The sequence below is a fragment of the Paenibacillus andongensis genome (genome assembly GCF_025369935.1).
GTDB classification, from domain to species: Bacteria; Bacillota; Bacilli; order Paenibacillales; family NBRC-103111; genus Paenibacillus_E; species Paenibacillus_E andongensis.
Map to the genome: position 1 here is coordinate 6,814,827 of NZ_CP104467.1, position 20,252 is coordinate 6,835,078.

Sequence of the window (20,252 nt, forward strand, 5' to 3'; positions counted from 1 at the left end):
AAATCTCCCCTATATCCATTGAACGAGTCGTTGCTCCCATTTTACCCTATTCAATGAGCTTATACCTCACGAACAAATACTCATAAATCTAATCATATCTCGGGCAAATGAGCGGTCACCCGTTCTCTAGACTATGCGACAGCCTTGTCATTGTATGTGCATGGGTTCAATCATTATCAATTTGCAGAAATAAATAGTCGGTCACTTTATTTGATTTTTCCATTTTCACATGTTGTAATGAGAAGACAACCCCGATTGGACGTGGGAAATGATGAAATTAACTTGTTGTTTTTTAGTGTTGTTCAGTATCTTTTGTTTGGCAATCGCTATGCCTACATCCCCTGCCCTAGAGCAGGTATTACCTATATCCGTTACTAAAGCACATCTAGATGGTACGGAGCTACCGGTACCGGTGACAATGACAGTGTCAGTACCTACATCTTTGCCAACCATTAAACCCAAGACGAATCATCATTTTCAGTTGCAAAATGTTCCTGCCCTATCGCAGCTGCCTGAGCTGCCGAACGGATGTGAAGCCGTCGTTGCCACGATGCTGTTAAACTGGGCTGGAGTTCCCGTATCCAAAGAGGAAGTCGCGGATGCGCTCCCCTTAGGCGAGTTGCCTTATGTGAATGACGACGGAGCATTAATTGGCAGTAATCCCAAAGATGTATTTGTAGGTAGCCCCTATGAGGTAGGTTATGGTATTTATCATAAGCCGATCGCGGACATGCTGGATCAATGGTTACCCGGTCGCGTGAAGGATTTATCTGGCATAGCCTTTGAAGATTTGCTTACTATTGTTTCCCAAGGAAAACCGGCCATGATCTGGGCAACCGAACATATGGACATACCTTATCTGGAGATGGAATGGCAGGATGAGAAGGGGCAGCTGGTCGAGTGGTATCAACCTGAGCACGCCTTACTCTTAACAGGCTGGGACGACGATTACGCCTATATGAACGATCCTATGACCGGAAAACAGGAATCTTATGCTTTATCTGATTTCAAAACTGTCTGGGAGCAGATGGGTTCTCAAGCGATTACATTAAATTAACAGCAGGCCTTTAAAATAATAGTACTCAAAACAAAAATAAATGATTTCGTGAAGGCAAGCTGGCCTTAACGTTTCCGTATGTTGTAAACACTGCAACAATTCACACGCTTTATTGCTATTTTGCTGGTTGAAGTTGTATTCCGTACAACATTTTGCCCTCTTTCTGATGCAAAATGGCCTGTTTAAGTCCCAATTGTTCTACTTTATGCAACACGGAAGGGAGAAAGGCGGGTTCTGGGCACAAATTGTTGCCCTTTATACAATATGTTGCCGACGATGATAAACAGAGGGTAATCTTTGCTTGCTCCAATTTTCTTTATCTTAAAAAAGCATGAACTGCTCGATCTATCCCGAGTAGTCCATGCTTTTTTTTATAAGGGATCCATTTGCACTACCGCTTGCTTACCGCTAAGCTGTATGCCTGTATGCTTACGTCCATGCGAGCTCAAATCTTTGGTCAGCGTCTCCAGCAATTCTTTCGCCTTCGCGCCTTCTTTGCCTGAAATCTTCACGACCAGCAGCACAGCGTCACCGCCTTGCAGAATGCGCTCCGCCTGCTGCCTCTTCGTCTCTAGGTCATGATCTTCGATGTGAGGTGTTAAGCGGAGCTCCTTAACCTTAGGGGCTTGCTCTCGTTTACGGGCCTGCTGCTTTTCCTGCAGGGCTTCTTGTTTCGCTTGCCCAGCGCCAATGAGCTTACAGGGAGGTGGACTGCTCATGAGCGAGGTGCAGATTAAATCCACTTTCAGCTGCTTCGCTAGCAGCAGTGCTTCCTTCGTGGGCATTACGCCCAGATCTTCACCATGTAGTCCTGTTACATGAACCTCGGATGCTTTGATTTTCTCATTCTTAATCATTGTGAATACACCTAATCTTTCGCTATAATGAACCCATTAACAGGAAGAGGTTGTTTAAGGAGATGTCTAACCCCATATGAATAATAAACAATTAGAAGAGCAAATGATCGAAAATTACAAACGTGAAGAGCATATGATGATCCTCGTTTTTGCACAATGGTGTATCAACCATGATTTGGATCCTGCAGCGCTCTATCATAGCGCATACCCAGACCAACCAAATAATGAGGCGCTGCAGCAAGCCCTTGATTTAACGGTTCCCAAAGATGAAGCCGGTGAAGTCCCTGATGACACTGTACTAGGCGTACTATCTTTATTCGGCAACGAGGAACTAGCCTTCATCGTCACACAAGAAATCGATAAGCGTCCGAGAAAGAACCGTTAATCGTTTCCCAAGGATAAACGACTCCGTCGTCCTTCAGGACGAGCGCGTTTGTCAAGACTGATGACGCGAAGTGTAATTAAACTTATACTTTCTTATCTACTTAAAAAGCATGCTGTCTCATCTCAAGGTTAAAAGCTTCAGCCAACAATTCAATGGTCTGCAGTCTCGTTTCAAAACGGTAGCCGCCGGTCACTACCATCACTTCATCGACTTGGTAGCTTTCGGCTAGTTTCAGCAGCTGCTCTCTCACTTGGTTTGGATCACCAATAATCATACGGGATCGATTGTCCCTTACCCTTGTTTGATCCCAATCTGAGTACACATAGTCAGCCGCTTCTTCGGGCGATTTCACTCCTGTGAATTCGCCCTTTTCCGTTTGCAGGATGCGCAAATCAATGGAAGCCGCAAGTCCCTCGGCCTCCGCCTGCGTCTCAGCGCACAGCACATAGATGCACACCGTAGCCTGCGGTACGACATTCAGCGCAGACGGTTGGAACGAGCTGCGGTAGCTGCGCACCGCATGTTGTCCTCCCGCTCCGTTGATGAAGTGCGCGAAGCAGAACGCTGCGCCTGCTTGCGAGGCATACACCCCGCTCTGCCCGGTGGAGCCGAGCAGCCACACCTGGGGCATCGAGTCCACCAAAGGGGTGGCGCGGATGCCCTCGAACACATGCCCGGGTTCCACCGAGTCGGCGAGGAACCCGAGTAGATCCGTGACTTGCGCTGGGAACCGCTCAAGTCCCTCAAACATATCAGCGCTGATGCCTCGCAGCGCTTTGGCCGTATGCGGCGTGCCTCCGGGCGCACGCCCGATGCCAAGGTCGATGCGCCCCGGATAGAGCGCCTCGAGCATACGGAAATTCTCAGCGACCTTGTAGGGGCTGTAATGGGGCAGCAGCACGCCGCCGGAGCCGAGCCGAATACGACTCGTGCGGGCAGCCAGCGTAGAGAGCAGCACCTCTGGCGAGGAGCCGGCAAGGCCTGCCGAGTTATGATGCTCCGACACCCAGAATCGGGTGTAGCCGAGACGGTCCGCCACCTGAGCCAACCCAATTGTTTGCTGTAAAGCTTCGCTATGCGTAAACCCGGATGATACCGGTGACTGATCAAGAATACTTAACTTCAGCATGTCATCCCTTCTTTCTGAGTCATCTGCCGATGATCTTGATTATACAACGTCCGACCAACAAAAGAAAAAGGACAAACCCCTAATGGCGTTGTCCCGAATTGTTAAATTTTGATTAATCCATTCCTCTTACTTACTAAAAGTGTATGGTTACGGAAAAATTTTATGCCAGTCTTTTTTCCAAACAGTCATTTTTCAATACACTTTTATCTTTAATTGAGTGGTAGAGAATCAGAATCCATCGTCTTATAAGCTCAGTGAAGTTGTGGATGAATGAATCCCCATTCGCAGTTGAATGATGTTGTAAAAAGTGCAACAATTACTGCCTAGATCCCGCCTTTCTCCTATTGATGTTGTATTATAATTATGTACAACAATTGGGTCCGATTCAGGCCATTTCGGAGAAAATGGGTTGAATTGTTGTACAAACTACAACTTCTATCTGCCAAATGGGCTTTGGGCGTGTGAATTGTTGTAGATATTACAACATTGGGTAACCGTGATCATTAAAACTTATACTTTCTTATCTACTAAACGAAGAACCTAGCGAAAACCGCTAGGTCCATTGTTCTTTTAAAGTGTAAGTTAGAATTTAGCTTTCTCAATTAAACTTCAAGACTAACAAGAAATGTCTTAATCTCATAAGGCTTCAGCTCAATATTGGAAGCCTCAACATCTCCGATAGGCCGCTCCATCAAATCACATTCCTGCAGCGATCGAATGTTAAAATCGCTCTTAATATCCACATGCGTTCGAACTCCAGCAAACTCATGGATACGAAGCACCAGTCGCTCTCCATCCTCTGCTTTCTTAATCGCATCCGCCATCACGTTTGGGGCAGAAAATTCGAACATGGAAAGTGTGCCTTGCGCCCGAACACCTGCATAACTCGTAAGCGGATTATTAAGCGCCCATGCTTCCTGCACCGTACCGCCTGCATACCAATCCCCCGCATGCGGGAGAAGCGCGTACACAAAGGAATGTTCCCCGAGATCAGCTGTCGGGTCCGGATGAATCGCGGATTTAATGAGTGACAAGCGCATGACGTTATCCTTAATGTCGTAGCCATACTTGCAATCATTCAGCAAGCTTACGCCGTATCCTCGTTCGGACAAGTCCGCCCATTGATGCCCGACGGATTCAAAACGCGCCCAATCCCAGCTCGTGTTCCAATGCGTCGGACGCTTAACGTTACCGAACTGGATATCGTAAGTAGCCTCCGTAGAACGCACGTCTACCGGGAATGCAACCTTCAACAGCTGCTGACGTTCCTGCCAGTCGATATGGGTACGGAAATCAATGCGTCGGCTGTCTGCATAGACAGTCATCCATTGCGAAATCGTAGACTTCGCAAAGTTCCATTTGAATGCAACCGTTGCGGCTAGTGGTCCCTCTTCAACGAGCTCAACGGAAACAAGATCGGTAATTTCGCGCATTTTTTCTTGGTAGAAAATATCGATATCCCAAGCGTCGAAATCAATCGGCTTATCTTCAAACACCTGCAAAACGTTGCCTCGTGAGCTTGCAGCAAGCACGTTCCGGCGATTATCTAGGTCGAATAAGCGCACCAATTGACCGGATTCGTTCCATTCGATTTCATAATGAGGCGTTTTTAGCGTGCGTCCTTTCAGTTGGAAAGGAATCTCTTCAGCTGCAGCAGTGAATTGAGATGGTTCTGTAAAGTGAATCGTCGTCATACCTACAGACGGAACATTAGGTGCATCGATGATCCAGCGGCCATCCGTGTATTGCGATTTCAATTGGTTGCCTTCCCGATCAGTCCAGACGCTGCCAATCGCAGCTTTTTCCCCAGGAATAATAACAAGATCACTGCGTTCCCATGAAGCGCTGTTCAGAACCGTTACCGCACCTTTTTCCTGCTGTGTTCCAATTCGTGCTGCAGCTTCATTCCACGCAGATGTCCCTATAGACATAGCTTCCGCATACTCCTCACGACTGTCCTCGTAGACTTCAGTAATCGAAGAACCAGGAATAATATCATGGAACTGATTGCGTAAAATGATAGTCCAACCCTTGTTAAGCATCTCCTGTGGATAAACGCTCCAATCAGATTTCAACAAGGCAGCCAAAGCGCTGACATATTCCGTTTCACGATATAGAAGCTCCAGCTTACGATTCATCCGTTTGATATAGGCTTGGCTCGTATAAGTCCCGCGGTGATATTCGAGATACAGCTCACCGTCCCATGTATGCACATAACGGTCCGTTGCTTCAACGGTTTCATGTAACCGCTCAAAGTATTCGTCTGCGCGCCCTGTTTTCACTTGTGGCAGGCCAGGCATGTCTTCCAAACGACGGCGCATCTCCAGCATCTCTCGATTGACACCGCCGCCGCCATCCCCATAACCATAAGAAAGCAGAAGCTCTTGATTCACTTCCTTATCACGGTAGGCGTCCCAAGTACCTTTGACTGTCATTGGCGTCACCATGCCGTTGTACGTATAGAAGAAAGAGTTAGCTTCCTCCCAATCGCCAGGCGTGGTAATGAAATGCGTCAAAACCTCGGTTCCATCAATTCCCCGCCATTTGAAGGTATCGTGTGGCATGCGATTGAACTGGTTCCAGCTGATTTTGGTCGTCATGAACGTATCGAACCCGGATTTCCGCAAAATTTGCGGCAGCGCCCAGCTGTACCCGAATACGTCGGGAAGCCATAAATAAGTGCTTTCCACTCCGAACTCCTCACGAATAAATCGGGTTCCATGTAAAAATTGTCTCACCAGCGATTCCCCAGAGGTTAGATTGCAATCGGCTTCCAGCCACATGCCTCCGCCAACTTCCCATCGACCCTCACGTACACGCTCAAGAATTTGCTCGTAAATATCCGGATAATCTTGCTTAATATAGGCATAAAGTTGAGGCTGCGTTTGCAAAAACACATAGTCCGGGAATCGTTCCATTAGGCGTAGCACTGTTGAAAACGAGCGTGCACATTTCTCCCTAGTATGCTTAAGTCTCCACAGCCACGCCACGTCAATATGGGTATGTCCAATACAAGTTACCGTAACCGGATGCTTCTTCTCCATCTGATTTAATTCGCTATGCAGCAGCTCCCGAGAACGATATACGGATTCAAAGTAGGCGTCCGAGAGCGGATTCGACCAATCCACTAACTTAAAAGAACGATCGAGCGCTTTAACTAACTGCGTACGTTCAGGATGGTTAGCATCCAGACTGCGGATGGTTTCCAGCACAGCGCGTCCTGTGTAGTAGAAATCGTCAACCCGCTCATCTAGCCAGCAGAGTTCAGCGCGATTCACTGTATGCTTCTTCTCGCGCGGTTTCCCGCCTCCTTCAAGTCCTGACCACAGGCGGATATCCATCCGCCCCTGCGTGCCTGCAGCATCTTCCGGCAAAAATACTTCTTGATGGTTCGAATCGACGCCCTGAAAAGGGGAACCGTTCCAATATAATAAGGATTCGAATCCGTCATTGTTGCCTCCGCCCGTTTCACCGAAATCGAAGCGCCCCAAAATGGTTTTGTCGGCCCATTCCCTTGGAATATCAATCGTGCGCGATAACCATACGTAGCGGTCGCGACCTTTCCAAGTCTCACCCGTCTTCAGCTCAAATGTAGGCTGCGTAACTGGCGGCCTTGCTCCATTCGCTCCATCCTCGTCTTCCGCAGCTGAAAATCGCTCCAAAGGCACCGCATCGCGATACCGGGTTTCGCTTAATTCACGCAGTCTCGCTTCCAGCTTCGATTCTGTAAAAAACATATCGAATCTCTCCTCCTATCGATTTCAATGAATCAATTTCTCTAGCTTGAGCAAATTGGTATAACTTAACGCCAAACTATCCATCGGGTTTCCCGGGCAATAATCTTGCTCAACAGCGAACCATTTGACACCACTTTGCAATCCCCACTTCAGGATAGGTGCGAAATCAATCGATCCCGTTCCGATTTCAGCAAAATATTTTCTTTCGTCTGCAGTAATATCCTTCAGATGAAGGATCGGCATACGAAAAGCATAATTTTGAATGAAAGATAGCGGATCTTGATCCGCCTTTTTTACCCAGTAGGTGTCAATTTCTGCATAAATAGCCGGATCTTCAAGCAAATATTCCAAGGCAAATTTTCCATCGATTGTCGTATGAAATTCAAAATCGTGATTATGATAACCTACGCGGTAACCCATGCCGCTGACTTTGGAAGCTGCCTGCAGCAAATCATGACGCACACTGGCATACCCCTCTGGATTCTGCAGCCCATCAGGGAGGGAGTGGCAGATCAGATCCTTCGTATCGAAAAGGCGAGCCTCCTCCAATACGGCGTCCATATCGTTCTTCAATCGTTCCAAACCGACATGCATGCCTGCCGTTTGCAAGCCGAGTTCCTTCATAACCGCAGCGATATCTTTCGCTGGATTACCATGCAGCCCATCGATCTGGACGGCCGCCCATCCCATCTTTTTCAGCTCTCTCAGTACGCTTGGGAAATCTTTTTTCAATTCGTTTCTCAAGGTATACAATTGCGCAGCCAATTTATGTTTAATCATTCCGCCATCGCCTCCCTTTTCAAATCCAACCATTCGACCTCTTGCTCAGTTAAGGGCAAATTCATTGCTTGAATTGAGGAATTCAGCTCCTCCGGGTTTCGAGGCCCAATAATTGCACAAGTCGGGAATGACTGATTAAGAACATAGGATAAGGCAATTTGAATCGGTGTAACCTGCTTTTCTTCTGCCAGCTTTACGGCACGACGATAACGCTCCCAGTTGTTTTCGCTGTAGTACACGCGGACCATTTCCTCATCCGCACGATTGTCTGGTGTGAAATTTCCTGAGAAAAATCCACCAGCTTGTGCGGACCATGCCAATAATGGCAGCTGATTGACCGAATGCCAATCGCAGGTATCCTCATCTGCCGAAACGCAGCCCTCCCAGCGGGGTTCGTTAGGCTTAGCAAGACTGAGATTCGGACTGCTGAATGAAAATCCTGTGAGGTTATGGGCAGCCGCGTACTCATTCGCTTCCTGGATTCGTTTATGTGACCAGTTGGAAGCTCCAATTGCCCGGATTCGCTTGGCCTCAAGGTGTGCATTCAGCTCTTCGATGATCGGTCCGACCGCAACGCTCGGATCGTCCCGGTGCAGCGCATATAGATCGACATAATCCGTTCCTAGCCTTTCTAAACTCTCCGTTAAATCCTTGCGGATCGCTTGCGGATTTACCCGTGGACCCGGGCTGCCGTCATCGTGGTGAGCACCCTTCGTTAGAATGACCAACTTTTCCCGATTCTTCTGCTCCGCAAGCCATTGACCGAGAACCAGCTCTTTCCCCCGATATTGATGAGCGGTATCGAAGGCATTGCCGCCAGCGCGAATGTAAGCATCCAGCATCATCCGTTCCGGCTCTTCCAATTTTCTCAAATCTCCCGTTCCCATGAACAAGCGGGAAATAGGTTTGTCTACGCCCTTGATATTCATATATCTCATCCTGAATCCTCCTTCAAACAATTGATCGACCAATCAAAGTGAGTACGGCAGCGACAATTTATTCATCCTCTTTAAACACCGGCATTAAACGGAGTTCAAACGCGAATTCTTTCTCATCAAGACGGTATGGTTCAAGAAGCTGCGGTCCACAAGAATTGGACCCTACCCCGCTCATCTTGTAATCCAGATGGACGATCGTTTCCTTCCTCTTCGCAAGCTCGTAGTTATGAGCCGCTCTTGTCAAATCCTCTGGCGTAAAGTGGGCCACATTCAAAGAGAAATCCTCTGCCGAGGAAAACTTGATGCCCATCCCTTGCTCATTGGAAACAATAGCCCACGCTGTTCCATACCTGGACCCATTTTCCTGAGGCATAATGTAATCTTCAAACATCTCATCGACGGTCATCAGGTATCTGCCTTTTTTCACGCTTTGACGTTTGTCGATATAACTCTCATGCGGTCCGAAGCCTAAATATTCGACTTCCTCCATACCTTGAGGCATCGTAAGCTGAAGGCCAAAACGCGGAAGATAGACCTGCTTTTCTCCCACTTTTACTTGCAGCTTGACTGAAATCTCGCCAGTTCCGTTTACTCGCCAGATCGCTTCTCCATGAAGGGCGATAAACCGACTATCGCTGCCTAAGGAGAAATCACTCTTGATTTCAACGGTTGTTTCGTCTATTTTTGTCCAATCACAGCGGTAGATCTTCATTGCTGTTCGGTCATAACCTGCGTTCAACCATCTTTCCTTCACATGCATGTCATTATCCGTTGGAGCGCGCCAAATCGTGAGCTGAGCCGGACCCTGGAGCATATTCACTCCCTGCTTGGACATCTTCTGTATCGTTCCGCTGTACAAATCAAAGGAATGGCAGAAATCAAAACCTTCGATCGTCAGGATATCTCCCTCCTGGTAAGCTTGAAGAGGGAACATCTGCCGTAAGCTATCACCTGATTCTGTCACCTGCTCCACGGGCAATTCAAACTGTTCAAATGTGATTTCGTAACCGGCTTCCGCCCAATTCGTCTGTTCCTTCAACCAACAGGATAAGGTCAACATATAAGTTCCCGCTGAGGTTTCCGGCAAATCATAAGGAATTGTCACCATTTGATGACCATGCGGTGCGGCTTCAATAGACGAAAGCTGTCCCTGCTGGACGATCTGTCTGTCCATTTCCACCTTCCAATGAAGCCCCAAATGAGATAAATCGATGAAGTCGTAAAGGTTCGTTACCTTGATCGTACCTTTTCGCAAATCCTGTGCTTCGATTCGAATAGGCGCGATCACCTTTTTGAGCTCCAGCAGCCCCGTATGCGGTTTTCTATCCGGCGTAATCAGACCATCGATACAGAAATTGCCGTCGTTAGGCTTATCTCCAAAATCGCCCCCATAAGCAAAGAAAGGCGTACCCTCTTTCGACACGGTTTTGATGCCGTGATCGCACCACTCCCATACACAGCCGCCCATGAGCTTCGGATATTTGTAAATGGCATCCCAATAATCCTTCAAATCGCCTGGACCATTCCCCATTGCATGGCTATACTCGCATAGAAACAGCGGCTTCTTATGTTTCTCATCCTTGGCATATGCTTCAATCTCTTGCACAGAAGCATACATCCGGCTTACCATATCGAGACTTTCCACGTCTGGATTAGCTTGACTCGATGCAGCACCTTCATAATGAACAGGGATGGACGCATCACGCGATTTGATCCATTCCGCCATCGCGATATGGTTAACATCATAACCTGATTCATTGCCCAAGGACCACATCACGATCGACGGATGATTCTTATCCCGTTCCACCATACGAATAGCACGATCTAGAAACGAGGCTTTCCATTCAGGTTTCTGAGAAAGCAGATGGATATTCGTATCATCCCATTCCTCGCTTGCCGTCCCCATGCCATGGCATTCCAAGTCAGCTTCATCAATGACATAGAAACCGTACTCGTCGCACAGCTCCATAAATCGCGAATCATTCGGATAATGGGAGGTACGGATCGTGTTGATATTATGCTTCTTCATCAGAACGAGATCTTTGATCATATGATTCAGCGGAATCGTTTGTCCGAGCTCAGGATGGGAATCGTGGCGATTGACGCCTTTCAGCTTGACCGCCTGTCCATTGATCTGGAAAACACCGTTTGTAATTGTTATTTGCCTGAATCCGACTGGAAATTGAAGCACCTCATTGCCACTATGAACATAGAGTTGGTACAGATTCGGTTTCTCGGCATTCCACAAGACTGGATCCGTCACCTCGAAGCGGAGCGTGCCTTTTCCGTCGACATCAGCTTCATCCGTACCCACGAGGTTACCTTCCGCATCCTTTAATTCGGCTCGGATCGTAACCTGACCCGTTGTCTCCAGTTCTGTCAGCAGGGTCACCTTCCGGAAACCATCTTCGAACGTTTGTTTATTGAACACATCTCGAACATGGACAGAATCGCGTGCAAGTAAATACACATCCCGGAAGATTCCGGAATACCGCCACGCATCTTGGTCTTCCAGATAAGAACCGTCGCACCATTTCAACACCATGACGGCAATACGGTTCTTCCCTTCGCGGAGTAAGGAAGATACATTGAATTCCGCAGGTACTCGGCTGCCTTGGCTGTAACCGGCAAACTTGCCGTTTACCCATAGGTAAAAACACGAATTAACCCCTTCAAAGACGATATATTTGTCCTTTTTGTCCCAGTAACCCGAAAGGTTGAACTCTCTCACATAAAGCCCGGCTGGGTTGTTATCCGGTACATAAGGGGGATCGCAAGGAAAAGGATAATTGATATTGGTGTATTGAAGCTGATCATAGCCATTCACCTGCCAGCAAGAAGGAACGATTAACTCGTCCCAAGCGCTGACATTCGCCGATTCCTCGTAGAAAGCTTCCTCTACATCCCTAACACTGCGATGATATTGGAATTTCCAACTTCCGTTCAATGTCTGATAAAAAGGGGAACGCGCGCGTTTACCGGATTTCGCCGATCCTGCATCCGCATAAGGGATATAATGGGCTCGGGGAGTCTCCCTGTTCACCTGCAAAACGCTTAAGTCTTCCCAATATCGATTGATGTGAATCAATGTGACCACTCTCTCCTTCGTCAAGACATTATGAATTAAAGTAACCTTTGACCATCAGACGGTGGATCAACTCACCGAATAAGCTGTTGGCCCAAGCGAACCATGGGCGCGTATAATCGGTCGGGGAATTCGGATCAAACCCTTCGTGCATGTACCCCGTATCCGCATCCGTGCTCAGGATCATCGCTAGAAGCTCTCTTATTTCAGTTTCATCCTCCGAGGTAAGAGCCTGCATCGCAAGACTGATATGCCAAATGTAGCCTGCAGGCGTGTGGGGGCTTCCGATCCCCTTCGCATATTTCCCTTCAAAGAAGGTTGGATTGTCATCGCTTAGCACAAATCTACGCGTATTTTGATAGACTGGATCCTCAAAGATCGTGTAACCCAAATAAGGAATCGACAGCAAGCTGGGAACATTGGCGTCATCCATCAGGTTGTAATTGCCGAATCCGTCTGTTTCATACGCATAGATCTTTCCGTACTTAGGATGAAGATAAGTGCCGTAGGTTTGAATGCCAAAGTCTATCTCTTCGCGAAGCTCCGCCGCAAGCTGTACGCACTCCTGATCGTCCCATACGATCTGGGCAATTTCCTCGATGTATCGGAGTACCACGACCGCAAACATATTGGCGGGAATCAAATAGCCGAATGTACAAGCATCATCGCTTGGCCGAAAGCCGGACCAAGTCATCCCTGTATAATTTACGGGCATACCCATCCGATTATTACGCAGTGTATCACTTGGCGGACAATCTACACGAGCGAACCGGTAGGGAGACTCTTCAGCATGTCTTTGTTCCGTTTTCCATAGCGAGATAATAGTGTGAACCGCTGCCCGGAAGGAATCGTCGAACATATCCATCCGTCCGGTCGCCTTCCAAAACAAGTAAGATAGTTGGATCGGGTAACAGAGCGAATCAATTTCGTATTTGCGTTCCCAAATCCACGGATTCAGCTCGGTCAGATCCTGATCGTACCGGTTATCGTTCGCTTCCTCATTGAACGCATTCGCATAAGGGTCAATATGAATATAAGCGATTTGCCTGCGAATCAAGCCTGCCACGATGTCCTGCAGTTCTTTGTCTCCGGCCGTAAGCGGTATATAATGCCTCACCTGCGCGCTGGAATCCCTTAACCACATCGCCGGGATATCCCCGGTGAACACAAATGCGGTATTATCGTCCATTATTTTGGTTGTCGTTTCAAGCGTATTCGGATAGCAGTTCTTAAACATGGCGAGCAGCTTCGGGTGCCCAGCAAGCTTAATCTCTGCTTCTTCCAGCAAGGAAGTGACAGCATTAGGCAAGGTCATTATTTCCAATCCCCCAGAATCTCCTTATAGGCTTCCAAATAATCATCGACAAGCAGCTTAGCAATGGAATAGGAATTAACAAGCGGATGAACCGTGAGTGCCTGGATGGCCAAATCACGCGACTTATGTTTAACAGCCTCAACGGTAAGCCGTTCAAACAGCTTCACATTTTTCATCAACAGACTCATTTCCTCTGGCACGGAACCGATGTGAACTGGCTTTGCTCCGTCTTTCGTAATAACACAAGAAATTTCAACGACATCATCATCTGCGAACCCTTCGATACTGCCTTCATTCGGTACGGATAGGACAATATTATGGGTCGCACCCGTTTGCAGCGACTCCACGAAATCCAGCATGACACCCGCATAGCCAAGTGAGTTAGGCAGTTCCAGCTGATCTGTCGGTAACACAGGCTTCGACGCCGAATTAGTTTCAATCGCCATGTAAGAAGCTTCCCTTTTTTGCGTATAGTACAGATAGGTTTGAATGGCTTCATCCGGGTTGCTTTCGATATCCATCTCACGTAAGATACCCAGCATTTCCTTATTATTCTCAGCGATCATCTGGCCGCGCGTCATGCCTGATTTGACAATATTGGCGAAGGCCTTTTCACGGTGGTAGTAATAGTACAAATATTCATTCGGCAGATAAGGAAGTGATTTCAGCAAATCGCTGTCGAACATTTTGAATTCGTCCACCCGACTTGTAAAATCAGGATCATTCTTAAGCTCCGTCATAATGTCCTTGCCTTGGTAAATCACTTTGGTCATCCATGACAAATGATTAAGTCCGAAAAATTCAACCTCAAGCTCCTTCGGATCGATCTCTAGCTGCTCCGCCATTCTCAGCTTCGTATGGCTTGGCGAATCGCAGATTCCGATCACCCGATCGTAGCCCGCATTTCGCAAGGCTTGCGTTACGAGTCCAGACGGGTTCGAGAAGTTAAAGATCCAAGCCTCTGGTGCAAGCTCTTTAGCAATCTCGCAATATTCCATGAGAACCGGAATCGTCCGAATCGCCATCGAGAACCCGGCAGGCCCCGTCGTTTCTTGACCGATCACGCCATGCTTTAGAGCGATCTGCTCATCTACATACCGTGACCATTCCTTACCTACACGTACCGTAGTTACAATGTAGTCGGCACCCTTAATGGCTTCGCGGCTATCTGTCGTCGTCTCCAATTGAAGGTTGATTCCGCTGCGATCGATGACGATTTGGCATAACTTCGAGATAACAGCAAGCTGCTCCTCATCCGTATCATGAAGAACAAGCTTAGTAATCCCGGTATCTTCTGCTTTTAACGTTAAGCTTTTGGTAAATAACACGGCGCGAACCCCGCCGCCTCCGATTAAGGTCAATTTCATCATTACGCCTCCATACGTTGTTTGATATGATCTCCGAATTGAAGGATAAAGGCATCCAGCCCATCCTTGTCCGGTGTACCCGTGCTGCCGCCGTGAGCGCCGACAGATAGTGCTCCGCAAACATTTCCGTACTGCAAGCATGTTTCCACATTTTGACCCGTCAAATGTCCATAAATATAGCCAGCGTTAAAGGAATCCCCTGCGCCAGTTGTATCTACAGTCTCGGCTGGAAAAGCCGAGTGATACGTTATCCGGCCCTCCTTCATGGCTGCGGCCCCTTTTGGACCAAGCTTAACTACAATATGATTAGAGTAATTCGCCATAAAACGTAAGCTTTCTTCTATATCATCGAAGCCTGTGTAATGAAAAGCTTCCGTTTCATTCATTAGAAACACATCAAAGTAAGTCATTAAATCGAATACGCCCTTAAACCACTCACCGGAATCATCCCAGCCTACATCACAGGAAAGGGTCATCCCCATCTCCTTAAGTGTTTTGGCCATCGCTATGAATTCTTCGTGGTTGCGTCTTCCTCTATATCCGGTCACGTGGACATGTTTCCCTTGAGCGATTTGTAACGGGTCCAAATCCTTTATATGAAGCTCCATATTGGATCCCCCATAAGTGATAAATGACCGATCCGTCTCGGGATTAATCGCTATCGTAATACCGGTATTACTCGTTTTACTCGTTTTTATCAAACTGGTATCGATACCATATTGGCCGAACTCGTCTCGAACATAACGGCCGTAGCTATCATCTCCAAGAACACCGTTAAAAGCTACATCAAGCCCGAGCTTAGCGAGTGAAATCGCGAACAAAGCCGCTCCCCCGCCAACATGCATCGTCATATTATTAACGAAAATCTCTTGCCCAGGCTGAGGAATTTGAGTAAGTCCTGCCACAACGAGATCGATATTGGCGTCACCGATGACCACCGCATCAAATTTTTTCAATATACTCTCCCTCTCTCAATCCAGTTAACTATCTATGCTTTTACGCTTCTTTACATGTATGATTTTCTATAATTTTTTGTCTTCACGATAAGGTCCACAGCTATTGCGGACAACAAGCTTGTGTTTCAAAATGATATCTTCCTTGGGTGCTTCCGCATCCCCTGTTATCAAATCTAGCAGCGTTTCCACTGTAACTTTCCCCATATCTTGAATAGGCTGCTCCATCGAGGATAACTGTGGTCGAACCAACTCCGTCAACTGGCTTCCATCAAATCCTATGACCGAAATGTCTTCAGGAACTTGCAACTGATGATCATGAATACAATTCATAGCCCCTACAGCCATATCGTCACTCACCGCAAATATAGCGGTTGGATGGGTACCGCAAGCCAGAATCTCTTTCATCAGATTGTATCCGCTTTGTATTTTATAATCGCCGAACCGAATGTACTCATCTACGATGGGAATGCTGCGCTCGGATAGAGCACCGCGGTACCCGATATAGCGATTTTGGCCGGAGGTCACATCTCTCATGTCCCCGCCAATAAAGCCAATTCGTTGATGTCCAAGCTCTATCAAATAATTGGTTGCATCGAAGGCTGCCGCGTAATCATCAATGATCACAGAAAGGAACGTTTGATCAGATGGTCTTACACTTGAGAAAATAATTGGAATGTCCAGCTTATTCAAAAATGCCCGGATTTCATCATTTAATTTCTCATGCATAATGATAATGCCATCTACACGCATTTCATGAAATACATTCAAATATTTGAATTCCTTATCGGTATCCTCAATAATGTTACACACCAAAAGATTGTAATCATTCAGACTTGCTGTTTCTTCAATACTGCTTAGAATGGTCGAGTAAAAGCTTGACGTGAGGTCTGGGACAATGATACCGATAAGGTTCGTCTTTTTCCGTACCAGACTCCTTGCGATATGACTAGGCGCATAGCCGAGCTCTTCAATAGCTCTCTTCACCCTAGCTTTTAGATCGTCCTTTACGTACTTCTCTCCATTAAGCACCCGCGAAACCGTAGTCACGGAAACGCCTGCTTGTTTGGCGACATCCTTAATCTTCGGAGCCAACCTCGTCACCCTGCCTTCTGAAAAACGAATTCTCTTCCAACGTATATCTTAGCTTTTTACTGCGCCCTCTGTGATCCCAGCGATAAATTGTCTGCTCACAATAAGGAAGAAGACAATCAATGGAAGGGTAGCCATAAGAGCTCCAGTCATGACCATAGAATAGTCTGCGGTATGAGCCGATTTTAACTGCTGCAAGGCTAACATTAATGTGAATTTGGATGTGTCCGTCAATACGATCAATGGCCACAAGTAATCTTCCCAAACTCCCATAAACGTCGTGATAGCGAGAAAGGCTAGTGCAGGTCTTAGAATCGGCAAAGCAACATGCCAATACAGACCAAATTTATTACAGCCATCGATTCTCGCAGCCTCAAGCAAATCATCATGTATCGCAAGTGCATATTGTCTGATCCAGAAAATTCCGAATGCACTTGCCATTCCCGGAATAATCAAGGCCTTATAACTTCCCAACCAGCCGAACTCCTTAATGATGATGAATTGCGGTACGAGAAGCATTTGCGCAGGAATCATCATCGTCGCCATCATGGCAAAAAAGAGCAATTTAGAACCTGGAAACTTAAATTTGGCAAACGCAAATCCTGTTAATGAATTGAAAAATAACTGAAGCGTGCAGCTAATTAAGGCAATAGAAATCGTGTTGAAGAAGGCACGAATAAAATTGCTTTTCTCCAATACATGATGAAAGTTATTCATAAAATTAGTTCCGAACGTTAACTTCGGAGGAAAAGCAAACATTGCGCTTGTCTCATTCGTAGACATGACAATAAGCCAGTAAAATGGAAATATGGAAATCGCGACACCGATCAACAATAAACTATTTACGATTACTTTTTTGGTCAACACTTCAACAGTCATCTTGTATTCTCCTTTTTATCAATCATCCGATCTGTTGAAAAACTTCCAATTGAGGACGGATAATAAGCCGATGATGATGAATAACACCCATGATACCGCAGCTGCATAACCATAATTCTGATAATTAAAACCTTCCCGGAACATATAGAGAACGATCGTATCGGTACCCGGGTATGGTGCTTGATTACCAGCTAATACTTGTGGTTCCGTGAAAATTTGAAACCCGCCGATGGTCGACATCATCACTGAGAACAAGATGATAGGTCTCAGCATAGGTATCGTAATTTTGGTGAAAGTTTGAAATAATGTAGCGCCATCCAGCTCTGCTGCTTCGTATAGATCTTTTGGAATTCTTTGCAAGCCTGATAAATAAATAACTGCGTTATACCCCATATATCTCCATGAAATCATGGCTGCAATAACGACTCTGGCCCCAAATTCAGAATTTAACCACGCGATCTTATGAAGGCCGATTTTTTCCATCAAATAGTTAATCAACCCGTATTCGTTGCCAAACAAGGACTGAAAGATAATGACGACAGCCACCATAGCCGTTACATTCGGAAGAAAATAAGCAATTCTGTAAAAGCCTTTGAATCTTACGATGGATAAATTGATGATATAGGCAACGACCAATGCACATAGAAGCTGCGGGGCGTTCCCTAATATCCAAAGTGCGATATTGTTGACTAACACCTTCCAAAAGGTCGGATCATGGAGCATATAATCAAAATTTTTGAATCCAACATATTTCATTTCCCCGATCCCATCCCATTTATGTACGGCTAAGTACATCGAGAACAAAATGGGAAATACAGAAAAGATCAGGAACAATAGATAAAATGGAGAAATAAATAGATACAGTGTTCTGCTCTTATAAATTTCTTTAAAAAGACCTCCCATGCTATTCCTCCGCTAATTGGACAAGGCGAGGAAGTCTCCTTCCTCACCTACATCCATTATTTCATTCGTTTTTCTTGCCAAATCCAGTTTAGCGTGAAAGCTGCCTTTTAATTTTCTCCTGCGCATCTTTCCAGGCTTTTTCTGGGTCTTTCTTCTGCGTGTCAATTAATCCAATTTCATCGGTCAAAGAAGTACCGACCATATCGTCTCTTGCATCGACAGGTGCGATTTTTACATCTTTTGCCGCGTCAGCGAATATCGGACTCAGATCTTGATTTCCGAAGAACTCATTTTTATTGACCATTTCTGGTTTCGTGTAAACTTCCGGCGTAGACGGATAGTTACCGAATTCCTTATACCCAGCAACCAGATTGTCGGGGCTTGTAAGGAATTTAATCACTTCGTAAGCTTCTTTCGGATTTTTCGTTGTTTTCAACAATCCGAAGAATGATCCCCCTTGATTACCCACACCACCAGGCGGGTAGGCAATCTCCCATTTCCCTTTCGTGTCAGGAGCTGCGCCAATCAAATCACCAACGGCCCAAGACGCACCGATGAAAGAAGAAACCTTGCTGTTATTCATTGCGGCATTTTTCTCAGCATCGCTGACATTCGGGTACGTTAAGCCTGATTGGTAAGCTTTCACAGCCATATCCCAAGCACCTTTGATATGCGCCTGATCACCAATATATTTCCCATCTTCCGTAAAATAACCTTGGCTATTCTGGCCTATGATGTTTCTGAAAACATCCACAATGGATAGCAATTGCGATCCTGTTGCGTCTTTCACTTTCTGCTGAAGATTGAAATAATCTCCCCATGTCTTCACTTGGCTCTTAATGGCTTCCGGCGTGCTCGGCACTCCCGCCTTCTCAAACAAATCTTTGCGGTAGTACATAACTACAGGAGCGACGTCGATCGGCAAACCGATCAAATATTTGTTATCTGCTGACGAAGCCATTTTCCATTTCCAGTCCAAATACTGCGGCTGAATATCCTTAGCGCCTTGATCGTATAGATTGACGAATTTTTCTTTGTAAGGCAGCATGGAAGAAATCCAGCTATCCATCGCTACGATGTCCGGCCCGCTTCCTCCGCCTGAGATGGTTGTTTTTAACTTGGTAGCATAGTCACCTCCGGACGGAAGTTTCTGTGCTTGCAAATCAATATTCGGAAATTTTTTCTTCGCTGCTTCAATGGTTGAATCGGATATCGCACCGTTCCAATACCACATCGTTAAAGCAACCTTCTGGTTAGAAGCGCTTTCATTTTGATTAGAACTGGTCGTCGTTGGTTTTTGCGTCGAAGTACTCGTATTATTCTGGTCACCACAGGCAGAAACGACAAGAATCAAACTAAGAGCTAGTGGCACACTATACAATGCTTTAAATTTCATAGTTTTTGTTCCTCCGATTTAGCGAAATTTGATAACATATCAGACTTTTGTAACTCCAAGACTCATTTCAGCTTTCCCCAACCACTTACGACGCGCCCTCTTGATTTCACGGTATCCATTAGCATAAACAGTTCATCTAAGAATTATTTCTGGTATCGATTCCAGAATGATGGGCAAAACGTTCGCAGGGGCTAACCACCTTCCTGTGTAAGATTAGAACAATCTGGTATCGATACCAGATTGTTCGTTCAATACCCAAATATTTTGTATCTAAATACATAACGCGTTTTCTGGTATCGATACCAGAATTATTCCTGTCCTTCTGGTTCATAGTATAAATCGATTATCTTCTTTTGACAATGGCATAAATTTACAAAGC

General features: G+C 46.2%; 15 protein-coding genes. 2 read left to right on the forward strand and 13 right to left on the reverse strand.

Annotation, left to right across the window (positions count from 1 at the left end; translation table 11 throughout):
• The first annotated feature begins 418 nt into the window (after nucleotides 1-418).
• Complete coding sequence (locus NYR53_RS30420) at nucleotides 419-1,057, forward strand: C39 family peptidase (RefSeq protein ID WP_261302772.1); 639 nt, start codon at nucleotides 419-421, stop codon at nucleotides 1,055-1,057.
• Between the two features lie 371 nt (nucleotides 1,058-1,428).
• Here NYR53_RS30420 and infC read toward each other — a convergent pair whose 3' ends face one another.
• The gene (infC, locus tag NYR53_RS30425) at nucleotides 1,429-1,914 is read right to left on the reverse strand and encodes a translation initiation factor IF-3 (RefSeq protein WP_261302773.1); all 486 of its coding nucleotides are present in this window, start codon (nucleotides 1,912-1,914) and stop codon (nucleotides 1,429-1,431) included.
• Between the two features lie 76 nt (nucleotides 1,915-1,990).
• Between infC and yxiS the strand changes: the two genes are divergently transcribed.
• Nucleotides 1,991-2,299 carry a protein YxiS gene (gene yxiS / locus NYR53_RS30430; protein ID WP_056828707.1) on the forward strand — a complete coding sequence of 103 codons (309 nt, stop codon included), beginning with the start codon at nucleotides 1,991-1,993 and terminating at the stop codon, nucleotides 2,297-2,299.
• Between the two features lie 100 nt (nucleotides 2,300-2,399).
• Here the strand turns inward: yxiS and NYR53_RS30435 are convergent, their stop codons facing one another.
• The 12 genes from NYR53_RS30435 to NYR53_RS30490 all read right to left on the reverse strand — a co-directional run bounded on the left by NYR53_RS30435 (nucleotide 2,400) and on the right by NYR53_RS30490 (nucleotide 19,873).
• Nucleotides 2,400-3,428, reverse strand: a complete 1,029-nt coding sequence (locus tag NYR53_RS30435) for an LLM class flavin-dependent oxidoreductase (RefSeq protein ID WP_261302774.1) — start codon at nucleotides 3,426-3,428, stop codon at nucleotides 2,400-2,402.
• A 602-nt stretch (nucleotides 3,429-4,030) separates the two neighbouring features.
• Nucleotides 4,031-7,165 carry an alpha-mannosidase gene (locus NYR53_RS30440; RefSeq protein WP_261302775.1) on the reverse strand — a complete coding sequence of 1,045 codons (3,135 nt, stop codon included), beginning with the start codon at nucleotides 7,163-7,165 and terminating at the stop codon, nucleotides 4,031-4,033.
• Between the two features lie 24 nt (nucleotides 7,166-7,189).
• The gene (locus NYR53_RS30445) at nucleotides 7,190-7,945 is read right to left on the reverse strand and encodes a sugar phosphate isomerase/epimerase family protein (RefSeq protein WP_261302776.1); all 756 of its coding nucleotides are present in this window, start codon (nucleotides 7,943-7,945) and stop codon (nucleotides 7,190-7,192) included.
• On the reverse strand, nucleotides 7,942-8,883 hold the full coding sequence (locus NYR53_RS30450; protein ID WP_261302777.1) for an aldo/keto reductase: 942 nt from the start codon (nucleotides 8,881-8,883) through the stop codon (nucleotides 7,942-7,944). Before NYR53_RS30450 ends, NYR53_RS30445 begins: the two co-directional genes overlap by 4 nt.
• 58 nt (nucleotides 8,884-8,941) lie before the next feature.
• The gene (locus NYR53_RS30455; RefSeq protein ID WP_367618593.1) at nucleotides 8,942-11,980 is read right to left on the reverse strand and encodes a glycoside hydrolase family 2 TIM barrel-domain containing protein; all 3,039 of its coding nucleotides are present in this window, start codon (nucleotides 11,978-11,980) and stop codon (nucleotides 8,942-8,944) included.
• Between the two features lie 19 nt (nucleotides 11,981-11,999).
• On the reverse strand, nucleotides 12,000-13,283 hold the full coding sequence (locus NYR53_RS30460; RefSeq protein ID WP_261306582.1) for a glycoside hydrolase family 125 protein: 1,284 nt from the start codon (nucleotides 13,281-13,283) through the stop codon (nucleotides 12,000-12,002).
• On the reverse strand, nucleotides 13,283-14,653 hold the full coding sequence (locus NYR53_RS30465) for a family 4 glycosyl hydrolase (RefSeq protein WP_261302779.1): 1,371 nt from the start codon (nucleotides 14,651-14,653) through the stop codon (nucleotides 13,283-13,285). Before NYR53_RS30465 ends, NYR53_RS30460 begins: the two co-directional genes overlap by 1 nt.
• Nucleotides 14,653-15,606: a carbohydrate kinase family protein gene (locus NYR53_RS30470; protein WP_261302780.1), complete on the reverse strand. Its 954-nt coding sequence runs from the start codon at nucleotides 15,604-15,606 to the stop codon at nucleotides 14,653-14,655. Before NYR53_RS30470 ends, NYR53_RS30465 begins: the two co-directional genes overlap by 1 nt.
• Nucleotides 15,607-15,672: 66 nt before the next feature.
• Entirely contained in the window at nucleotides 15,673-16,707 is a 1,035-nt protein-coding gene (locus NYR53_RS30475; RefSeq protein ID WP_261302781.1) for a LacI family DNA-binding transcriptional regulator, read from the reverse strand.
• Between the two features lie 39 nt (nucleotides 16,708-16,746).
• Nucleotides 16,747-17,574 (reverse strand): carbohydrate ABC transporter permease, encoded by an 828-nt coding sequence (locus NYR53_RS30480; protein ID WP_261302782.1) that lies wholly within the window; start codon nucleotides 17,572-17,574, stop codon nucleotides 16,747-16,749.
• A gap of 18 nt (nucleotides 17,575-17,592) precedes the next feature.
• Nucleotides 17,593-18,477, reverse strand: a complete 885-nt coding sequence (locus tag NYR53_RS30485) for a carbohydrate ABC transporter permease (protein WP_261302783.1) — start codon at nucleotides 18,475-18,477, stop codon at nucleotides 17,593-17,595.
• 88 nt (nucleotides 18,478-18,565) lie between these two features.
• Entirely contained in the window at nucleotides 18,566-19,873 is a 1,308-nt protein-coding gene (locus tag NYR53_RS30490; RefSeq protein WP_261302784.1) for an ABC transporter substrate-binding protein, read from the reverse strand.
• Between the last annotated feature and the right edge of the window lie 379 nt (nucleotides 19,874-20,252).

Excerpts from the sequence above, each read along its gene's own strand:
- NYR53_RS30420 (WP_261302772.1), top strand. The coding sequence starts at position 419 with ATGACAGTGTCAGTACCTACATCTTTGCCAACCATTAAACCCAAGACG.
- infC (WP_261302773.1), bottom strand. The coding sequence starts at position 1,914 with ATGATTAAGAATGAGAAAATCAAAGCATCCGAGGTTCATGTAACAGGA.
- yxiS (WP_056828707.1), top strand. The coding sequence starts at position 1,991 with ATGAATAATAAACAATTAGAAGAGCAAATGATCGAAAATTACAAACGT.
- NYR53_RS30435 (WP_261302774.1), bottom strand. The coding sequence starts at position 3,428 with ATGCTGAAGTTAAGTATTCTTGATCAGTCACCGGTATCATCCGGGTTT.
- NYR53_RS30440 (WP_261302775.1), bottom strand. The coding sequence starts at position 7,165 with ATGTTTTTTACAGAATCGAAGCTGGAAGCGAGACTGCGTGAATTAAGC.
- NYR53_RS30445 (WP_261302776.1), bottom strand. The coding sequence starts at position 7,945 with ATGATTAAACATAAATTGGCTGCGCAATTGTATACCTTGAGAAACGAA.
- NYR53_RS30450 (WP_261302777.1), bottom strand. The coding sequence starts at position 8,883 with ATGAGATATATGAATATCAAGGGCGTAGACAAACCTATTTCCCGCTTG.
- NYR53_RS30460 (WP_261306582.1), bottom strand. The coding sequence starts at position 13,283 with ATGACCTTGCCTAATGCTGTCACTTCCTTGCTGGAAGAAGCAGAGATT.
- NYR53_RS30465 (WP_261302779.1), bottom strand. The coding sequence starts at position 14,653 with ATGATGAAATTGACCTTAATCGGAGGCGGCGGGGTTCGCGCCGTGTTA.
- NYR53_RS30480 (WP_261302782.1), bottom strand. The coding sequence starts at position 17,574 with ATGACTGTTGAAGTGTTGACCAAAAAAGTAATCGTAAATAGTTTATTG.
- NYR53_RS30485 (WP_261302783.1), bottom strand. The coding sequence starts at position 18,477 with ATGGGAGGTCTTTTTAAAGAAATTTATAAGAGCAGAACACTGTATCTA.
- NYR53_RS30490 (WP_261302784.1), bottom strand. The coding sequence starts at position 19,873 with ATGAAATTTAAAGCATTGTATAGTGTGCCACTAGCTCTTAGTTTGATT.